Source organism: Bradyrhizobium sp. NBAIM03 (assembly GCF_020194055.1).
GTDB lineage: Bacteria > Pseudomonadota > Alphaproteobacteria > Rhizobiales > Xanthobacteraceae > Bradyrhizobium > Bradyrhizobium yuanmingense.
Genome location: NZ_JADYVS010000001.1, coordinates 312883 through 327758 on the forward strand (window position 1 = coordinate 312883; position 14876 = coordinate 327758).

Here is a 14876-nt window from a genome sequence, read left to right on the forward strand (position 1 = left end):
CAAGCCCGGCACGAAGCGCGGGCGGAATTGCTGCTGTCGTCAAACGCCGCTAAGTAGCTTGCTCCAGGTGAAGGGAGCGGTGGCGTGGCAGACGACCAGGGACGACGGCCGGGGCCTCAGGGGCCTCGCGGGCGGCAAGGCGAGCCGGGACGGCCGGGGCCACAGGGGCATCCGGGCCGGCGCGGCCCCGACGGCGCACGCGGCAAGCCCGGGCCGCAGGGCAAGCCGGGCCCGGTCGGAAAGGCCGGGCCGCCCGGCAAGCCCGGTCCGCAAGGCAAACAGGGCGAAGCCGGTCCGCGTGGGCCAGCCGGCGCACCGGGACCTGCCGGGCCGCAGGGACCGGCGGGGCCGCAAGGCCCGCGCGGCGAGCCGGGTCCGCCCGGCCAATTGCCGTCGATCGAGCAGGTGCTGCCCTGGCTCGACCAGCTCTTCGACGCCTGGGACGAACGCCGCCGCCAGCGCGAGCGCGAAGCCGCCGAGCGCGAAGCGCTCGAAGCCGCCGTCCAGGAGACCGACGAGGCAATCGTCGATGACGAGGGCGATGACGTCGACGATCACAGGAAGAAAAAGAAAAAGAAGAAGCAGGGCAAGGATAGCCGACGGGTCTAGTCGGGCCGATCCTCGCGCCGCGGCAGCATGCCCATGCGCTCGAATTGCCAGCGCATGGCGCGATACCAGAAATAGCCGACCGCCGCGCCGCACAGGGCGAGGATGATCACGTTCGCGCTCGAGAACGAGCCGCTCCACCACATCATCCACGCGGTCCACAGCAGCGTGAAGACGATGGCACCTGCTTTCAAAGGAAGAAGGGGGTGGCTCATGTCGTGCTCCGGGCGATCAAAACCCCGGCCGCCACCATCGCAAGCCGAGGCAGCAGATACCGTGAGCCAGATCACGGAGCACGCTGCCTGACCTCACGTACCGAAGCGCAGCCGCGAACGCTCTTTCGCCTTCTCCGCCTCAACCTCGCGGTCGCGCGCCGGCGCGTTCGTATGCAGCGAGGTCAGGAGTTTTCGCGCCGCCTCGGAGACCTCGGCCACCGCACGATCGAACGCCGCCTCGTTGGCCTGCGACGGCTTGTTGAAACCCGACAGCTTTCGCACGAATTGCAGCGCGCTGGCGTGGATCTCATCCTCCGTCGCCGGCGGCTCGAAGTTGAACAGCGTCTTGATGTTGCGGCACATGCACTTTCTCCCGGCGTTTTCCTTAAGACGAAGGTCCGAGCCGAAATCCTACATCCGCCTTCTCGCTTCTGCGACCAACTTGGTGGATGCGCCACAAGCTGATCTCGCAGCGCATCATAAGCGGGGGCGCCGGCATCGCATATTATTTGAGCATGCATTGCAGTGACGGCTCAGGCTTAATCCGTGCCAACGATAGGGAAAGACGCGCAGGACAATCGCGCGCCCATGGCACGATACGCGACGAGGAGGATCGCATGCACAGGCTCGCACTGTGCGTTTGGTTGGTTGCGACGACAGCGCTGGCAAACGTTGCGTTCGCGCGCGACAATGGCCAATACGACCACGTTCCGCCCGACATCCGCGCCTGGTTCAAGAGCGTGATCGCGCCGAACGGGGTTCCCTGCTGCGACATCTCCGACGGCCATCGCACCGAGTATGACGTACGCAATGGCGCTTATTGGGTGCCGATCGAGGGACAATGGATCGAGGTGCCCGGACGCGCCATCATCCGCGACCAGGGCAATCCGATCGGCCAGGCCGTGGTGTGGTACGTCCACCACCGCGGCTCCATCATCATCAGCTGCTTCGTGCCGGCGGATGCGGTGTAACGCGCCTTAGTGATTTCCATGGCTGGCGACGGCCCGATCGGGTAGCTTGAAGCCCAGCTGAAGCGGAGGCACGCCGTTGACCGATCTTAGCGCCGAAGACCTCGCCACCATCTATGCCAAGCCGAGCCCGCGCGTGATCGCGAAGGCACGGCCCGCGATCGATGCGCATGCGAAGAAATTCATCGAGATGTCGCCATTCTGCGTGCTCGCGACATCGGGAGCGGACGGCAGCGTCGACGCTTCGCCGCGCGGCGGCGGCATCGGCTTCGTCCGCGTCGCCGGCCCCAACCAGCTGCTGATGCCCGACCGCTCTGGCAACAACCGCATCGACAGTTTTCGCAACGTGGTCGAAGGCTCAGGCTTCGTGCATTTGCTGTTCTTCGTGCCGGGCATCGAGGAGACGCTGCGCGTCGGCGGCCGCGGCACGCTGTCGGCCGACCCGGATCTGCTCGCCTCGATGGTGGAATTCGGCAAGCCGCCGCGCGCGGTGCTGAACGTCGCGGTCAGCGAGGTCTATTTCCATTGCGGCAAGGCGCTGATGCGCTCGAATCTGTGGGGGTCGGAGAAGGTGCAGCGCTCGGTGATGCCGAGCATCGTCACGGTCATTCACGAGCAGACCGGCCTCGGCGAACCGGCGAGCCAGGAGGCCGTGGAAGAGCTCTACAAGACGCAGCTGTAGCCGAGAGCGGTTCCGCAAAACGAAACGACGTGCGGCAACACGTGGATGGCCGGGGTCAAGCCCGGCCATGACGATGGAGGGAGCCGGGCCCGAGCTTAGTGCCCCTCGCCCTCGAGCCCGCCGACATGCTTCTGGGTGTAGAGCTCGAGGCCGATGCGGCCGATCAGATCGAGCTGGGTCTCGAGGAAGTCGATGTGGTGCTCCTCGTCGCTCATCAGCTTCTCGAACAGGTCGCGTGTGACATAGTCCTTGGCGCTGTGACAGTAGGTCGCCGCTTCCTGATAGAGCGCCCGCGCGCTCATCTCGGCGGCGAGATCGCACTCGATGATCTCCTTGACGTTCTGGCCGATGCGCAGGGGATCGAGCACCTGCATGTTCGGAAAGCCGTCGAAGAACAGGATCCGCTCGGTGAGCTTGTCGGCGTGCTCCATCTCCTCGATGGATTCCTTGCGCCAGACCTTGGCCATGTCCAGCAGGCCCCAATTGTCGAGGAAGCGGTAATGCAGCCAGTACTGATTGATCGCAGTCAGCTCGTGACGCAGCGCCTTGTTGAGATAGTCGATGACTTTTGCGTCGCCCTGCATGGTTCACTCCAGCTCTTGCAGTCCAAATCGGTCCCAAACCGAGTTTAGAACGCTTCTAAATCACTTTGCGAGCGAGAGCAACCGGCTACGGGAACCCAGCCGGGGAAAAGCTCAGCCGGAATTGCGGAAGTTTTCAGCAGGCCGCGAGGGCGAACTCGGCGGGTTCGGCGGTCTCGTCGTTGGCGGCCACGGTGTGGCTATGCGGGCAGCCGGCGCAGCAGGACTGCGCACAGGGCCCGAGCGCTTCGTCGATGATACTCTTGATCGTCCGGGCGCAGCGGCCGCATTCGGCGCTGCAGCCGAGACAGCCATAGACCTGTTTGGCATGCCGCACGGCGTCGTCGGACTCGGCGACGGCGGCGCGGATATCATCATCGCTCAGCACGTTACAGGAACAAACGATCATGGAAGCGGCAGGCCCTTCGGTGATGCGCCATCATCGATATTTAACAGGCCGGCCGGATGCAAAAGGAAAAACAGGTATTTGAAGCTATTCCAAACTGGCCTGATCAAAGCCTAGAACGGCTCTAAATCAAGCTCTTGCGCTGGATCAAGATTGTAGCCCACTAGTCGCCGCCACCGCCGCCTCCTCCTCCGCCGTCGCCACCGCCGCAGTCGCCGCCGCTACTGCTGCTATCGCTGCTGGAACAGCTTGCGCCCTCGCCAGAGCTCCCCGAACTGCCACCGGAAAACCAGCTTCCCAGCGAGAAGCCGTCATTCGTCCCGGAATAGGTGCTGTCCCCGCTACTCCCTCGGTGGCTGCCGGCGGTGGCGCGGGAGCGCCGTGCGCGGTTCTGGAGATGTGCGATCCAGCCGTAGCCGACCGCGAAAACGATCCCGGCCGCAATCAAAGCATTAACCATCGCGTTGCCCATCATCGTCACCCGGTGGGACCCATACCAATTGGTCGTCTCCGGCAAAGGTGCCGTTCATTGATCATTCAAGCGGAATATGGAACCTTGCGGGCCAAAGGTTCCCGTGTGTTCGTCTGAAAGGTCAAGCAATGAAGAAGTCGCTCCTGGCGGTCGCTGCCGTCGCCATTCTGGCCCTGACGGCCGGAACGCCGGCCCATGCCCAGCGCGGTGTCGCGGCAGGCGTGGCCGCCGGGATCATCGGCGGCGCCATTGTCGGCGGCGCGCTGGCTTCTCCGTATTATTACGGGCCTAGCTATGGCTACTATGGGCCGGGCTACTACCCGCCGCGCTACTACGCCCCGGGTCCAGGCTATGTTGCCGACGACTATTACGGCGGCTGCGTCTGGCAGAAGCAGCGCTTCTGGGATGGCTATGCCTGGCGCGTCCGTCGCGTCCGAGTCTGCGGCTGAGGCGCGCCAAGCCGGTTCACTACGGATGCGCCGTTCATCTCAGGGCCTGAAAAAGACCGCTTTTTCTCGTCACAGCTCCGTGTGCGTTTACCGTGGATTGACCATTTGCGCGCTTCCTAGCTGCAAGGCCAATTCCATCAGAGTGTGCGTGAACCTTTGAAACCCGGGCGCCTCTAGCAGGAGGAACCCATCTCCCAGGAGAGCCAAGAGCATGAACAAGACTTTAGTTGCCGCCCTCACGGTCGCGACGGTCGCCGGTTCGCTGGTGACCGCCGCTCCGTCCGCGAAGGCCCATGACGGCGTCGGCGCCGGTATCGCAGCCGGCCTGATCGGCGGCGCCATCGTCGGCGGCGCAATCGCCTCCAGCCGTCCGGCCTATGGCGGCCCCGTTTACATCGCCGAGCCCCCGCCGCCCGCGCCCTGCTACTGGCGCCGCGAGCGCTATTGGGACGGCTACGGCTGGGTCAGCCGCCCGGTTCGCGTCTGCTACTGATCTGATTGCCTGGCGCTGCGCGCCGCGATCGGAAAGCCCGGCCGAGAGCATCGGCCGGGCTTTTTGTTTGCGCACGCTAAAGCGCGATGCGGTTAGGATGAAGCGTCATCGCGCTTTAGGTTATTGTTTGAGCATGATCTTTTCGGAAAACCGCTTCACACTTTTCCGGATCATGCTCTATCGCGCCGCCTGGATCGAACGCAGCACCTCTTCGCTCGGCCAGCAATCGAGCTTGAGGCCCGCCGACTTCTGATAGGCGCCAAGCGCCGCACGCGTCTGCATGCCGGCCTTGCCGTCGATCTTGTCCTTGTAGAGCCCGATCCGCGTCAGCTCGCGCTGCATGGTCTCGACGTCCTTGGTGCGCAGCTGTTTCGAGGCCGCCCATGGCGTCGCGAACGGCAGCGGGTTTGTCATGCGGTCGGCAAGGTGGCCGACGAACAGCACGTAGAGATCGGAGAAATTGTATTCCTTGATGACGAAGTAATTCTTCGTGGTCAGGAATGACGGGCCGTAGATGCCTTCGGGCTGGAGCAGCGAGGCCGGCTGCGCCTGCTCGGCGGCGCTGAGCTTTTGGCCGCGTACCGGGACAAAACCCTCGCGCAGCCATTGGCCGATCGGCTTCGTCACCTCCGGCACGCCCGTCGTGCAATCGACCTTCGCCGGCGCCTGCACCTCGTAAGCCCAGCGCACGCCGCTCTGCCAGCCCTTGTTGACGAGCTGCTGCGCAGCCGAGGCCAGCGCATCCGGCACCGAGTGCCAGATGTCGATGCGGCCATCGCCGTCGAAATCGATGCCATGCTTGTAATATTCGGACGGCAGGAACTGGGTGAGGCCGGTCGCGCCGGCCCAGGACGAGCGCATGTCCTTGCGCGTGACGACGCCTTCATCGAGGATCTTGAGCGCGGCAATGAACTCGTTGCGATACTGATCCTTTCGGCGTCCGACATAGGCCTGCGTCGCCAGTACGCGCACCAGATCGTAGGGCAACGTGTGCCGGCCATAGTCTGTCTCGCGGCCCCAGATGGCGAGCATGACGGTCGCCGGCACCCCGGACTTCTTCTCGATCTCGTTCAGCGAGGTACGATGCTTTTGGAGCAGCCGCTGCCCCTCGCCTGCAAGCCGCGCGATCGAGGCTTCCTTGACGTAGTCGGCCGGCACCTGCACGAACTCGGCCTGCGACGGCGCACCCGTTGCCGGCCGCCCGGGCAAGAGCAGATCGGGCAGCTTGTAATCGGGCTCCAGCCCGCGCGTTTGCGCATCGAACGTTGCACGCGAAACGCCGGCCTGTTGGGCCGCCGGCCACAACGAGGCGATGAACTGGGTGAAGGCGGCGTCGGCAGCACGGACGGGCGACCAGCTGCAGGCGATGACGATCCCCGCAGCGATGAGCGCCCGTCGCATCATGCCGCCATCACCGCGTCAGCTTCTTGTACTTCACGCGGTGCGGGATGATGCTGTCCTGGCCGAGCCGGCGCATCTTGTCCTTCTCGTAATCCTGGAAATTGCCTTCGAACCATTCGACGTGGCTCTCGCCCTCGAAGGCGAGGATGTGCGTCGCGATGCGGTCGAGGAACCAGCGATCGTGGCTGATGATGACGGCGCAGCCGGCGAAGTCCTCCAGCGCCTCTTCGAGCGCGCGCAGCGTGTCGACGTCGAGGTCGTTGGTCGGCTCGTCGAGCAGCAGGACGTTGGCGCCGGACTTCAGCATTTTTGCGAGATGGACGCGGTTGCGTTCACCGCCCGAGAGCGCGCCGACCTTCTTCTGCTGGTCCGCGCCCTTGAAGTTGAAAGACGAGCAATAGCCGCGCGAGTTGACTTCCTTCTTGCCGAGCAGGATCAGTTCGTTGCCGCCAGAGATCTCCTCCCACACGGTCTTCTTGCCGTCGAGCGCGTCGCGCGACTGGTCGACGTAGCCGAGATGCACGGTCTCGCCGACCGTGATCGTGCCGGAGTCCGGCTTCTCCTGAGCGGTGATCATCCTGAACAACGTGGTCTTGCCGGCGCCGTTGGGACCGATCACGCCGACGATGCCGCCGGGCGGCAGCTTGAAGGTGAGGTTGTCGATCAGGAGACGATCGCCAAAGCCTTTGCTGAGCCCCTCGAAATCGACCACGTTGGCGCCGAGCCGCTCGGCCACTGGAATGATGATTTGCGCGGTCTGGGTCTGCTTCTCGCTCGCCTTCTTCAGCAGCTCCTCATAGCGCTGGTAGCGCGCCTTCGACTTGGCCTGGCGGGCCTTCGGCGACGAGGCGACCCATTCCTGCTCGCGCGCGAGCGTCTTCTGGTGCGCCGCATCCTCGCGGCCCTCCTGCTCCAGACGCTTCTGCTTCTGCACCAGCCAGGACGAGTAATTGCCCTCGTACGGGATGCCGCGGCCGCGATCGAGCTCGAGGATCCAGCCCGTGACGTTGTCGAGGAAGTAGCGGTCGTGGGTGACGATCAGGATCGCACCGGGATAGTTGCGCAGGTGCCCTTCCAGCCACGACACGGATTCCGCGTCGAGATGGTTGGTCGGCTCGTCCAGCAGCAAGAGTTCGGGCTGGTCGAGCAGCAGGCGGCACAGCGCGACGCGGCGGCGCTCACCGCCCGAGAGTTTCGTCACGTCGGCATCGTCGGGCGGACAGCGCAGCGCGTCCATGGCCTGGTCGACCTTGCTGTCGAGATCCCACAGGCCCTGGGCCTCGATCTCGTCCTGCAGCTTGGTCATCTCGTCGGCGGTCTCGTCGGAATAATTGACCGCGAGCTCGTTGTAACGGTCCAGGATCGCCTTCTGCTTGGCGACGCCCTGCATGACGTTTTCGCGCACGGTCAGCTTGGAATCGAGCTGCGGCTCCTGCTCGAGATAGCCGACGCGGGCGCCCTCGGCGACCCAGGCCTCGCCGGTGTATTCCTTGTCGAGACCGGCCATGATCTTGAGCAGGGTCGACTTACCCGAGCCGTTGACGCCGAGCACGCCGATCTTGGCGTCCGGGTAGAAGCTCAGATGGATGTTATCGAGCACCTTCCGGGTCGGGTAGCTCTTGGTCAGGCCCTGCATGAAATAGATGAACTGGCGCGCCATCGGTCCCGTGAAACCTTCGATTTGAGGAAATTTGCTTCGCCAGCGATGTAGCGATCCCGCCCCCAAAGGGCAACGTTTTCCGTCCGTTCACCACGGATGAATACGGTCAGGAAACCATCCGGCCACCGATCCGGACAATTGAAACCATCTTTTAATAAATCAGGCCAAAGCTCGGTTTCGCGCGGAAACAGCGCCACCCGCTCAGAACGAACGGGGAGCACAGCGAGGCCGCATCATGGCTCTGATCGAGACCCATTCTCTTCCTGTTCCGGCAGGAGCCGGGCGCGACTCCGGGTTCGCCTCGGAGATCAAGGCCTTCTGGAAGCGCTTCTTCGTCACCGCCTTCAATCCCTACCGGCCCGAACTGCATTACATGCGCGGCCCCGGCCCCGCCTGGCGCGCCAAGCACGGCATGGATGCACCGTTCCGCCTGAAGCCCCGCGACGTCTGAGCGTATCGGACTTTTGAAGACGCAGGCTGCTTGCGCGCCGGCGCGATTGCGCGCAAACCATGGCCAGGTTCCGATGACGGCGCCCGCCTGGCGCCTTCACCTCTCGCCATGGATGAACGCTGATGAGCCGGCTGCGCTGCGCAATCCTCGACGACTATTTCAATCTCGCCCTCGACGTCGCCGACTGGCCGAAATTGTCGGATCGCGTCGACGTCACCGTGTTCAGCCATCCCTTCGCCTCCGAGCAGGCCGCAGCCAGTGCGCTCACCGACTTCGAAATCATTTGCGCGATGCGCGAGCGCACGGCGTTTCCCAAGAGCCTGTTCGATCGCCTGCCGAAGCTTAAGCTGCTGCTGACCTCGGGCATGCGCAACGCTGCGATCGACATCGAGGCCGCGAAAGCGCGCGGCATCGCCATCGGCGGCACGCAATATTCCCGCGATCCGACGGCGCCGCTCACGATGGGCCTGATCCTGGAATTGACCCGCGGCATCGGCCGAGAGAACGCGCGCATGCATGCGGGCGAGTCCTGGCAAACATTTGCCGGAGTCGAGATCGAAGGGCTGACGCTCGGCGTCGTCGGGCTCGGCAAGCTCGGCAGCAAGATGGCGGGCATTGCGAAGGCGTTCGGCATGAACGTGATCGCCTGGAGCCCGAACCTCACCGCGGAGAAATGTGCGGCGGCCGGCGTCGGCTACGCCTCCAAGGAGGAGCTGTTCGCCAAGGCCGACATCGTCACCATCCACGTGGTGCTGAGCGAGCGCTCGCGTGGCCTCGTCAGCCGCGCGGATCTTGCGCGGATGAAACCGACGGCCTTCCTGGTCAACACCGCGCGCGGGCCGATCGTGGATGAGCAGGCGCTGCTGGAAGTCTTGCAGCAGCGCAAGATCGCAGGTGCAGGATTGGACGTGTTCTCGGTCGAGCCGCTGCCGGTCGACCATCCCTTCCGCAAGCTCGACAATCTCGTGCTGACGCCGCATCTGGGCTACGCCACCACGGATGGTCTGCGCATCCATTACGGCCAGATGGTCGAGGCGATCGACGCCTTCACCAAAGGCGGCGAGCTGCCGCGGAAGCTGGCCTGAAACGAAAAAGGGCGTGCCGACGGCACGCCCTTCGCAATCTCATCGAGTTGAGGCCCTCAGCGCACGGTGACCGGCGCGGGCAGCGGCGGCACAACGGTGGGCTGCGTCCCCGGGACCGGGCCCGCCTGGGCGGACATCGGAGCCGGCCCGGCAGCGCTCTGCGTCGGCGCAGCGGAGGCCGTCGCCGTTCCCGGCGGCGGACCACCCGGCATCACGACAACGCGGGTGCCGACCTTGACGCGCTCGAACAGGTCGGAGACGTCCTCGTTCAGCATGCCGATGCAGCCGGAGGAGACGAACTTGCCGATCGTCGAGGGCTGGTTGGTGCCGTGGATGCGGTAGACGGTCGAACCTAGATACATCGCGCGGGCGCCGAGCGGATTACCCGGGCCGCCGGCCATGAAGCGCGGCAGATAGGGCTGACGCTCGATCATCTCGGTCGGCGGATGCCAATCCGGCCACTCGGCCTTGCGGGTGATCTTCTGCACGCCCGTCCAGGTGAAGCCGTCGCGGCCGACTCGGACGCCGTAGCGGATCGCACGGCCGCCTCCGAGCACGTAATAGAGGTAGGTGTTGGGCGTATCGACCACGAGCGTGCCGGCCGGCTCCTTGGTCTGGAACGCGACCTCCTGACGGCGCAGGTTCGGCGGCAGCTGCACCGGCGCGGCATCGGGCTGCTCCTCGGGCGGCAGCGCGGCCAGGGTCACCGGGCGGCCATCCGTGCCCACGGGCGGCTGTCCGGCCTGGACCGTCCCAGTCGCGGAGGGACCGCCCACAGACTCGGGCGGACGCAGGCCATCGTTGGCGGGCGATTGCTGAGGCGGACGGTCGGCGTAGATCACCGCCGGCGGACCGGCGGGGCGGCCGTAGCGGGGATCGTCGGGCGACATCACGGGGCCCTGCGGCGCGGCCGAATAGACCGGCGGGGCGCCAGCCGGGCGCCCATAGCGCGGATCATCCGGCGACATCACCGGACCTTGGGGTGGGGCGGCCGAATAGACCGGAGGCGCGCCCATCGGACGACCGTAGCGCGGATCGTCGGCCGGACCGGGCGGGGGCAGCGAGGCATGCGGCATCGCGTCGTCGTCTTCATCCAGCGCGTCGAAATTCGGCATGCGGTCACCGGGCCGATATTCGGCAGGCGCGCCATAGCTTGGCACCTGCTGGATCGGATAGCTCTGAGCCTGAGCGAGCGAGGTTCCCGCCGCAGCGACTGTTGCGGCAGCGCATATCGTCAGAAAGTGTTTGATCATCATCGCTCTTGTATAGTCCCCAAGCCCGACCGGACCGTTAACGGCCAGATGACGGAAGATAGCGGCACATTCAAGACATATCAGGCGTATTTGCGCCGGACTTGCCGATTTGTGATCCGCAAGACTACCGTTGCCCCGTTGCATCACGGGGCTGAAATCGTATCGCGCCTTCGATTGGCGCGATGGTCGGCCGCGATTTTAACGGAACGATGCGGAGACGTTGCGATATGGTCGAATCAGCCTGATTCGCCACCTTTTTGAGCTCCGATCCCGCGTGGCGAACGCGGCAAGCAGTACCGTCACCGCGTTCAGATGGCTCTTGAGCCCCGGCTACTTCCGCCGCCGGGGCGGAAATTCGCAATCGCTCAATGCTTCCCGGCTTTCGCTTCCTGTTTGCCGCGATCCTGCTGTCAACCTCCATCCTGGTGTTCGGCCTCGGGGCCGCCGCTCTGCTCCGGGCGACCCATCAGCAATATGTCAACAACCCCGGCTGGCGGAACGGGCCGCAGGAGCAAATGTTTGCGCAGGCGCCCGAGCCGGCCCAGCCGGTGCTCGCGGTGCTGCGGACCGAGCCGGAGCCACCTGCCGAGACCACGCCATCGCTGCGCGACCAGGTGCCGACCATCGCTCTGCCCCTGAGCGAGCCCGAACAGGTTGCTGCACTGACGACCGAGACCGACGTCCGGCCCGAGGCCGCCGCGCCCCTGGCTGAAGTGCCGGCCATCGAAGCAGCCAAGCCCGAACCGACCGTGACGGCCGCAGCGCCGGCTTCCATCGATACGCTGACCCCCGCCGACACCACGGCCGGGATTCCCGAGGCCCAGCCTGCCGCAATCGCCAGCGAGCCGGAACCAGCTGACCCGGCCCTCGCCGCCGCGGCGCTCGATGTCGCCTCCGCAAGGCTCGCTGCGCTGAACGCCGCCACGGCCACGATGGACGCGCCGGCGAAGGTCAAGGCCGAGAGCAGCAAGGCCGAGAGCACCAAGTCGGACAGCAAGGCGACCAAGCGCAAGGCGAAAGCCAAGAAGCGAGCCCGCGTGGTGCGGCGCCCGCCGCCTCAGCAGTTGCAGCAGCAGCACGATCCGTTCGGTCAGCAGCAGCCGGCCTTCGCGACAACGACGACCGCACGCACGCGGTGATCTTACTTCTTCACCTCTCCCCGCTTGCGGGGAGAGGTCGGAATATCGCGCGTCGCGCGGATTCCGGGTGAGGGGGTACAGGTCCGTCGATAGTCTCATCGTGTGGAGAGAGGCCCCTCACCCCAACCCTCTCCCCGTAAGAACGGGGCGAGGGAGCGCACCGTCATCGTGGCTGCAACCTCAAGCCGGGCCGGTCGCGATGGCCGGGCCGCCGGCCTGGCCCCATTCCGACCACGAGCCGTCATAAAGCGCGGTGTCGGTGATGCCGAGGCGGTAGAGCGCGAGCGTCAGCACGCCGGCCGAGACGCCGGAGCCGCAGCTCGTCACGATCGGCGCATCCAGCTTGACGCCGGCATTGGTGAAGGCGGCGCGGAGCTCGTCGAGCGGCTTCATCTCGCCGGTCGCGGCGTCGAACAGCAGATTGTAGGGCACGTTGCGGGCGCCGGGGATGTGACCGGAGCGGATGCCCGGGCGCGGCTCGGGCGCGCGGCCTTCGAAGCGATCGGCGGCGCGCGCGTCGATCACCTGCTCGTTGCGGCTTTCGACATTGGCGATCAGTTGCTGCATGCTGCGCACGCGGTTTGCGTCATAGCTCGCCGTGAAGGTCTCCGGCTTCGGCTTGACCTCGCCGCTCTCGGTCGCGCGTCCCTCAGTGCGCCACTTCTTCAGGCCGCCATTGAGAATGCGTACGTTGCTGTGGCCATAGGACAGGAACATCCACCACGCACGCGGCGCTGCGACCCAGCCGCCGGCATCATAGAGCACGACGGTGTCCGCGTTGGAGATGCCGAGATTGCCGACGTCGCGGCCGAACTGCTCCGCGCTCGGAAACATGTGCGGCAGCGGGTTGGAATGATCCGACACCGCATCGACGTCGAAGAACACGGCGCCCGGCAGATGCGCGGCGAGATAGTCGTCCTTCGGCAGCGGCAGCACGCCCGGCAGCTTGAAGCTGGCGTCGAGGATCTTGACGTTGGCATCGCCGATGTGAGCGGCGAGCCATTCGGTGGAGACGAGGGGGTCGGTGGCGGTGGTCATTGAAGCATTCTCCGTTGGTCATTCCGGGGCGTGCGAAGCACGAGCCCGGAATCCATCGTGCCTCAGACTCTGTGGATCAATGGATTCCGGGCTCACGCTTCGCGTGCCCCGGAATGACGGGTGGAGAGGGCAAGGCCCTCACCCCTTCTTCTTCGGCTCCCACTTCTCCGTGGGCCCGCCGGCATCGCGCCAGGCGGCGTAGCCGCCGGCGATATGGGCGACGGGCTTGAGGCCCATGTCCTGCGCGGTCTTGGCCGCGAGCGCAGAGCGTAAGCCCCCCGCGCAGTGGAACACGAACTTCTTGTCTTCCTGGAAGATCGGTTTTGCGTACGGGCTCTGCGGGTCGATCCAAAATTCGAGCATGCCGCGGGTGCAGGCGAAGGCGCCGGGGATGCGGCCGTCGCGCTCGATCTCGCGGGGATCGCGGATGTCGACGATGACGACGTCGCCGTTCTTGGAGATCTCGATCGCGTCCTTGGCGGTGAGCGTCTCGATCTCGGCATTGGCCTCGTCGATCAGCGCCTTGATGCCGCGGGTGATGGTCTGGGGCACGTGCTTCTCCCTCTTGTTGTCATTCCGGGGCGCGCGTAGCGCGAGCCCGGAATCTATTCCTCTACATGCACTGCGGCCCGATGGATTCTGGGTTCGCCCTTCGGGCGCCCCGGAATGACGACGGGAGGCATCAATGCGTCAATTCCTTCATCGCAGCTTCCAGCCCCTCGATCGTGATCGGATACATCCGATTGGCGAAGATGCGCTTGATGATGGTGGTGGATTCCGAATAGTCCCAGTGCTTCTGCTGCACCGGGTTCAGCCACACCGTATGCGGATAGGTGCGGATGATGCGGTCGAGCCAGACCGAGCCGGGCTCCTCGTTGACGTGTTCGACCGAGCCGCCGGGCACCATGATCTCGTAAGGCGACATCGAGGCATCGCCGACGAACACGACCTTGTAGTCGTGCGGGTATTTGTGCAGCACGTCCCAGGTCGGCGTGCGGTCGGTGAAGCGGCGCTTGTTCTGCTTCCACACGCCCTCATAGAGGCAATTGTGGAAGTAGAAATACTCCATGTGCTTGAACTCGCTCTTCGCCGCCGAGAACAGCTCCTCGACCTGCTCGATATGCGCATCCATCGAGCCGCCAATGTCGAAGAACACCAAGAGCTTCACTGCATTGCGCCGCTCGGGGCGCATGTGCACGTCGAGGTAGCCGTGATTGGCGGTCTCGCGAATGGTGGTGTCGAGATCGAGCTCATCGGGCGCGCCGGTGCGCGCGAACTTGCGCAGGCGGCGCAGCGCCACCTTGATGTTGCGGATGCCGAGCTCGACATTGCCGTCGAGATCCCGAAACTCGCGCTTGTCCCACACCTTCACGGCGCGGTTGTTGCGGTTCTTCTCCTGGCCGATGCGCACGCCTTCGGGGTTGTAGCCGTGCGCGCCGAACGGCGAGGTGCCGGCGGTGCCAATCCATTTGGAGCCGCCCTGGTGGCGACCCTTCTGCTCCTCGAGGCGCTTCTTCAGCGTCTCCATGAGCTTGTCCCAGCCCATGGCCTCGATCTGCTTCTTTTCTTCTTCGGTCAGGTATTTCTCGGCGAGCTTCTTCAGCCACTCCTCGGGGATCTCCGCCTTCTCCATGGCGTCGAGCAGGCTTTCCAGCCCCTTGAACACCGTGCCGAAGACGCGGTCGAACTTGTCGAGATTGCGCTCGTCCTTCACCAGCGAGGCGCGCGACAGGTAATAGAAGTTCTCGACCGTGTAGTCCGCAAGGTCGGCGTCGAGCGCCTCCATCAGCGTGAGGTATTCGCGCAGCGTCACGGGGACCTGCGCATCGCGCAGAGAGGTGAAGAATTGCAGGAACATGGGTGACAGATTGCCCGTCGGGTGGCGAACGTCAAGGGGCGGAGGCCGCTGCGGGACGCTGGACCGGCAGGCTTTTTGCTCTAGAATTGGCGACGTCAAGGGGTTGTTTGGGGGACGTT

At 65.0% G+C, this 14876-nt stretch carries 18 protein-coding genes; 8 read left to right on the forward strand and 10 right to left on the reverse strand.

What is annotated here, in order from left to right; genetic code table 11:
* Positions 1–84: 84 nt before the first annotated feature.
* A complete protein-coding gene (locus tag I6F21_RS01425) occupies positions 85–609 on the forward strand; it encodes a collagen-like protein (protein ID WP_036013214.1) in 525 nt (174 codons plus the stop codon).
* Here I6F21_RS01425 and I6F21_RS01430 read toward each other — a convergent pair.
* Both I6F21_RS01430 and I6F21_RS01435 read right to left on the reverse strand, forming a co-directional pair.
* Positions 606–821, reverse strand: coding sequence for a hypothetical protein (locus tag I6F21_RS01430; protein WP_036013212.1), 216 nt, complete (start codon positions 819–821; stop codon positions 606–608). The genes I6F21_RS01425 and I6F21_RS01430 overlap by 4 nt on opposite strands.
* Before the next feature lie 93 nt (positions 822–914).
* On the reverse strand, positions 915–1184 hold the full coding sequence (locus I6F21_RS01435; protein ID WP_036013210.1) for a DUF2277 domain-containing protein: 270 nt from the start codon (positions 1182–1184) through the stop codon (positions 915–917).
* Between the two features lie 254 nt (positions 1185–1438).
* On the opposite strand from I6F21_RS01435, the gene I6F21_RS01440 reads away from it, so the two are divergent.
* Positions 1439–1792 carry a hypothetical protein gene (locus tag I6F21_RS01440; protein ID WP_036013289.1) on the forward strand — a complete coding sequence of 118 codons (354 nt, stop codon included), beginning with the start codon at positions 1439–1441 and terminating at the stop codon, positions 1790–1792.
* 76 nt (positions 1793–1868) lie between these two features.
* Entirely contained in the window at positions 1869–2471 is a 603-nt protein-coding gene (locus I6F21_RS01445; RefSeq protein ID WP_036028502.1) for an MSMEG_1061 family FMN-dependent PPOX-type flavoprotein, read from the forward strand.
* A 95-nt stretch (positions 2472–2566) separates the two neighbouring features.
* On the opposite strand, the gene bfr is transcribed toward I6F21_RS01445, so the two are convergent.
* Together bfr and I6F21_RS01455 are read right to left on the reverse strand one after the other, a co-directional pair.
* Positions 2567–3055: a bacterioferritin gene (gene bfr / locus I6F21_RS01450; protein WP_036013205.1), complete on the reverse strand. Its 489-nt coding sequence runs from the start codon at positions 3053–3055 to the stop codon at positions 2567–2569.
* A 133-nt stretch (positions 3056–3188) separates the two neighbouring features.
* Positions 3189–3461 carry a (2Fe-2S)-binding protein gene (locus tag I6F21_RS01455; RefSeq protein WP_036013202.1) on the reverse strand — a complete coding sequence of 91 codons (273 nt, stop codon included), beginning with the start codon at positions 3459–3461 and terminating at the stop codon, positions 3189–3191.
* Between the two features lie 597 nt (positions 3462–4058).
* Here I6F21_RS01455 and I6F21_RS01465 point away from each other — a divergent pair.
* Complete coding sequence (locus I6F21_RS01465; protein ID WP_057026972.1) at positions 4059–4379, forward strand: hypothetical protein; 321 nt, start codon at positions 4059–4061, stop codon at positions 4377–4379.
* Between the two features lie 211 nt (positions 4380–4590).
* Complete coding sequence (locus tag I6F21_RS01470) at positions 4591–4872, forward strand: hypothetical protein (protein WP_036013199.1); 282 nt, start codon at positions 4591–4593, stop codon at positions 4870–4872.
* Between the two features lie 177 nt (positions 4873–5049).
* On the opposite strand, the gene I6F21_RS01475 is transcribed toward I6F21_RS01470, so the two are convergent.
* Positions 5050–6276 carry a lytic murein transglycosylase gene (locus I6F21_RS01475; RefSeq protein WP_225182702.1) on the reverse strand — a complete coding sequence of 409 codons (1227 nt, stop codon included), beginning with the start codon at positions 6274–6276 and terminating at the stop codon, positions 5050–5052.
* 7 nt (positions 6277–6283) lie between these two features.
* Entirely contained in the window at positions 6284–7933 is a 1650-nt protein-coding gene (ettA, locus tag I6F21_RS01480) for an energy-dependent translational throttle protein EttA (protein WP_036028509.1), read from the reverse strand.
* A gap of 235 nt (positions 7934–8168) precedes the next feature.
* Here ettA and I6F21_RS01485 point away from each other — a divergent pair, with 235 nt between their 5' ends.
* The gene (locus I6F21_RS01485) at positions 8169–8384 is read left to right on the forward strand and encodes a hypothetical protein (RefSeq protein WP_036013194.1); all 216 of its coding nucleotides are present in this window, start codon (positions 8169–8171) and stop codon (positions 8382–8384) included.
* Positions 8385–8506: 122 nt separating this feature from the next.
* A complete protein-coding gene (locus I6F21_RS01490; protein ID WP_225134538.1) occupies positions 8507–9469 on the forward strand; it encodes a D-2-hydroxyacid dehydrogenase family protein in 963 nt (320 codons plus the stop codon).
* Positions 9470–9525: 56 nt separating this feature from the next.
* On the opposite strand, the gene I6F21_RS01495 is transcribed toward I6F21_RS01490, so the two are convergent.
* Positions 9526–10722, reverse strand: a complete 1197-nt coding sequence (locus tag I6F21_RS01495) for a L,D-transpeptidase (RefSeq protein WP_225126648.1) — start codon at positions 10720–10722, stop codon at positions 9526–9528.
* 368 nt (positions 10723–11090) lie between these two features.
* Between I6F21_RS01495 and I6F21_RS01500 the strand changes: the two genes are divergently transcribed.
* Positions 11091–11861: a hypothetical protein gene (locus tag I6F21_RS01500; protein ID WP_225182703.1), complete on the forward strand. Its 771-nt coding sequence runs from the start codon at positions 11091–11093 to the stop codon at positions 11859–11861.
* 180 nt (positions 11862–12041) lie between these two features.
* Here I6F21_RS01500 and sseA read toward each other — a convergent pair whose 3' ends face one another.
* The 3 genes from sseA to I6F21_RS01515 all read right to left on the reverse strand — a co-directional run bounded on the left by sseA (position 12042) and on the right by I6F21_RS01515 (position 14757).
* Positions 12042–12899 carry a 3-mercaptopyruvate sulfurtransferase gene (sseA, locus tag I6F21_RS01505; protein ID WP_225173632.1) on the reverse strand — a complete coding sequence of 286 codons (858 nt, stop codon included), beginning with the start codon at positions 12897–12899 and terminating at the stop codon, positions 12042–12044.
* Between the two features lie 138 nt (positions 12900–13037).
* Positions 13038–13451, reverse strand: a complete 414-nt coding sequence (locus tag I6F21_RS01510; protein ID WP_028179894.1) for a rhodanese-like domain-containing protein — start codon at positions 13449–13451, stop codon at positions 13038–13040.
* Positions 13452–13581: 130 nt separating this feature from the next.
* Positions 13582–14757, reverse strand: coding sequence for a VWA domain-containing protein (locus I6F21_RS01515; RefSeq protein WP_036028524.1), 1176 nt, complete (start codon positions 14755–14757; stop codon positions 13582–13584).
* Between the last annotated feature and the right edge of the window lie 119 nt (positions 14758–14876).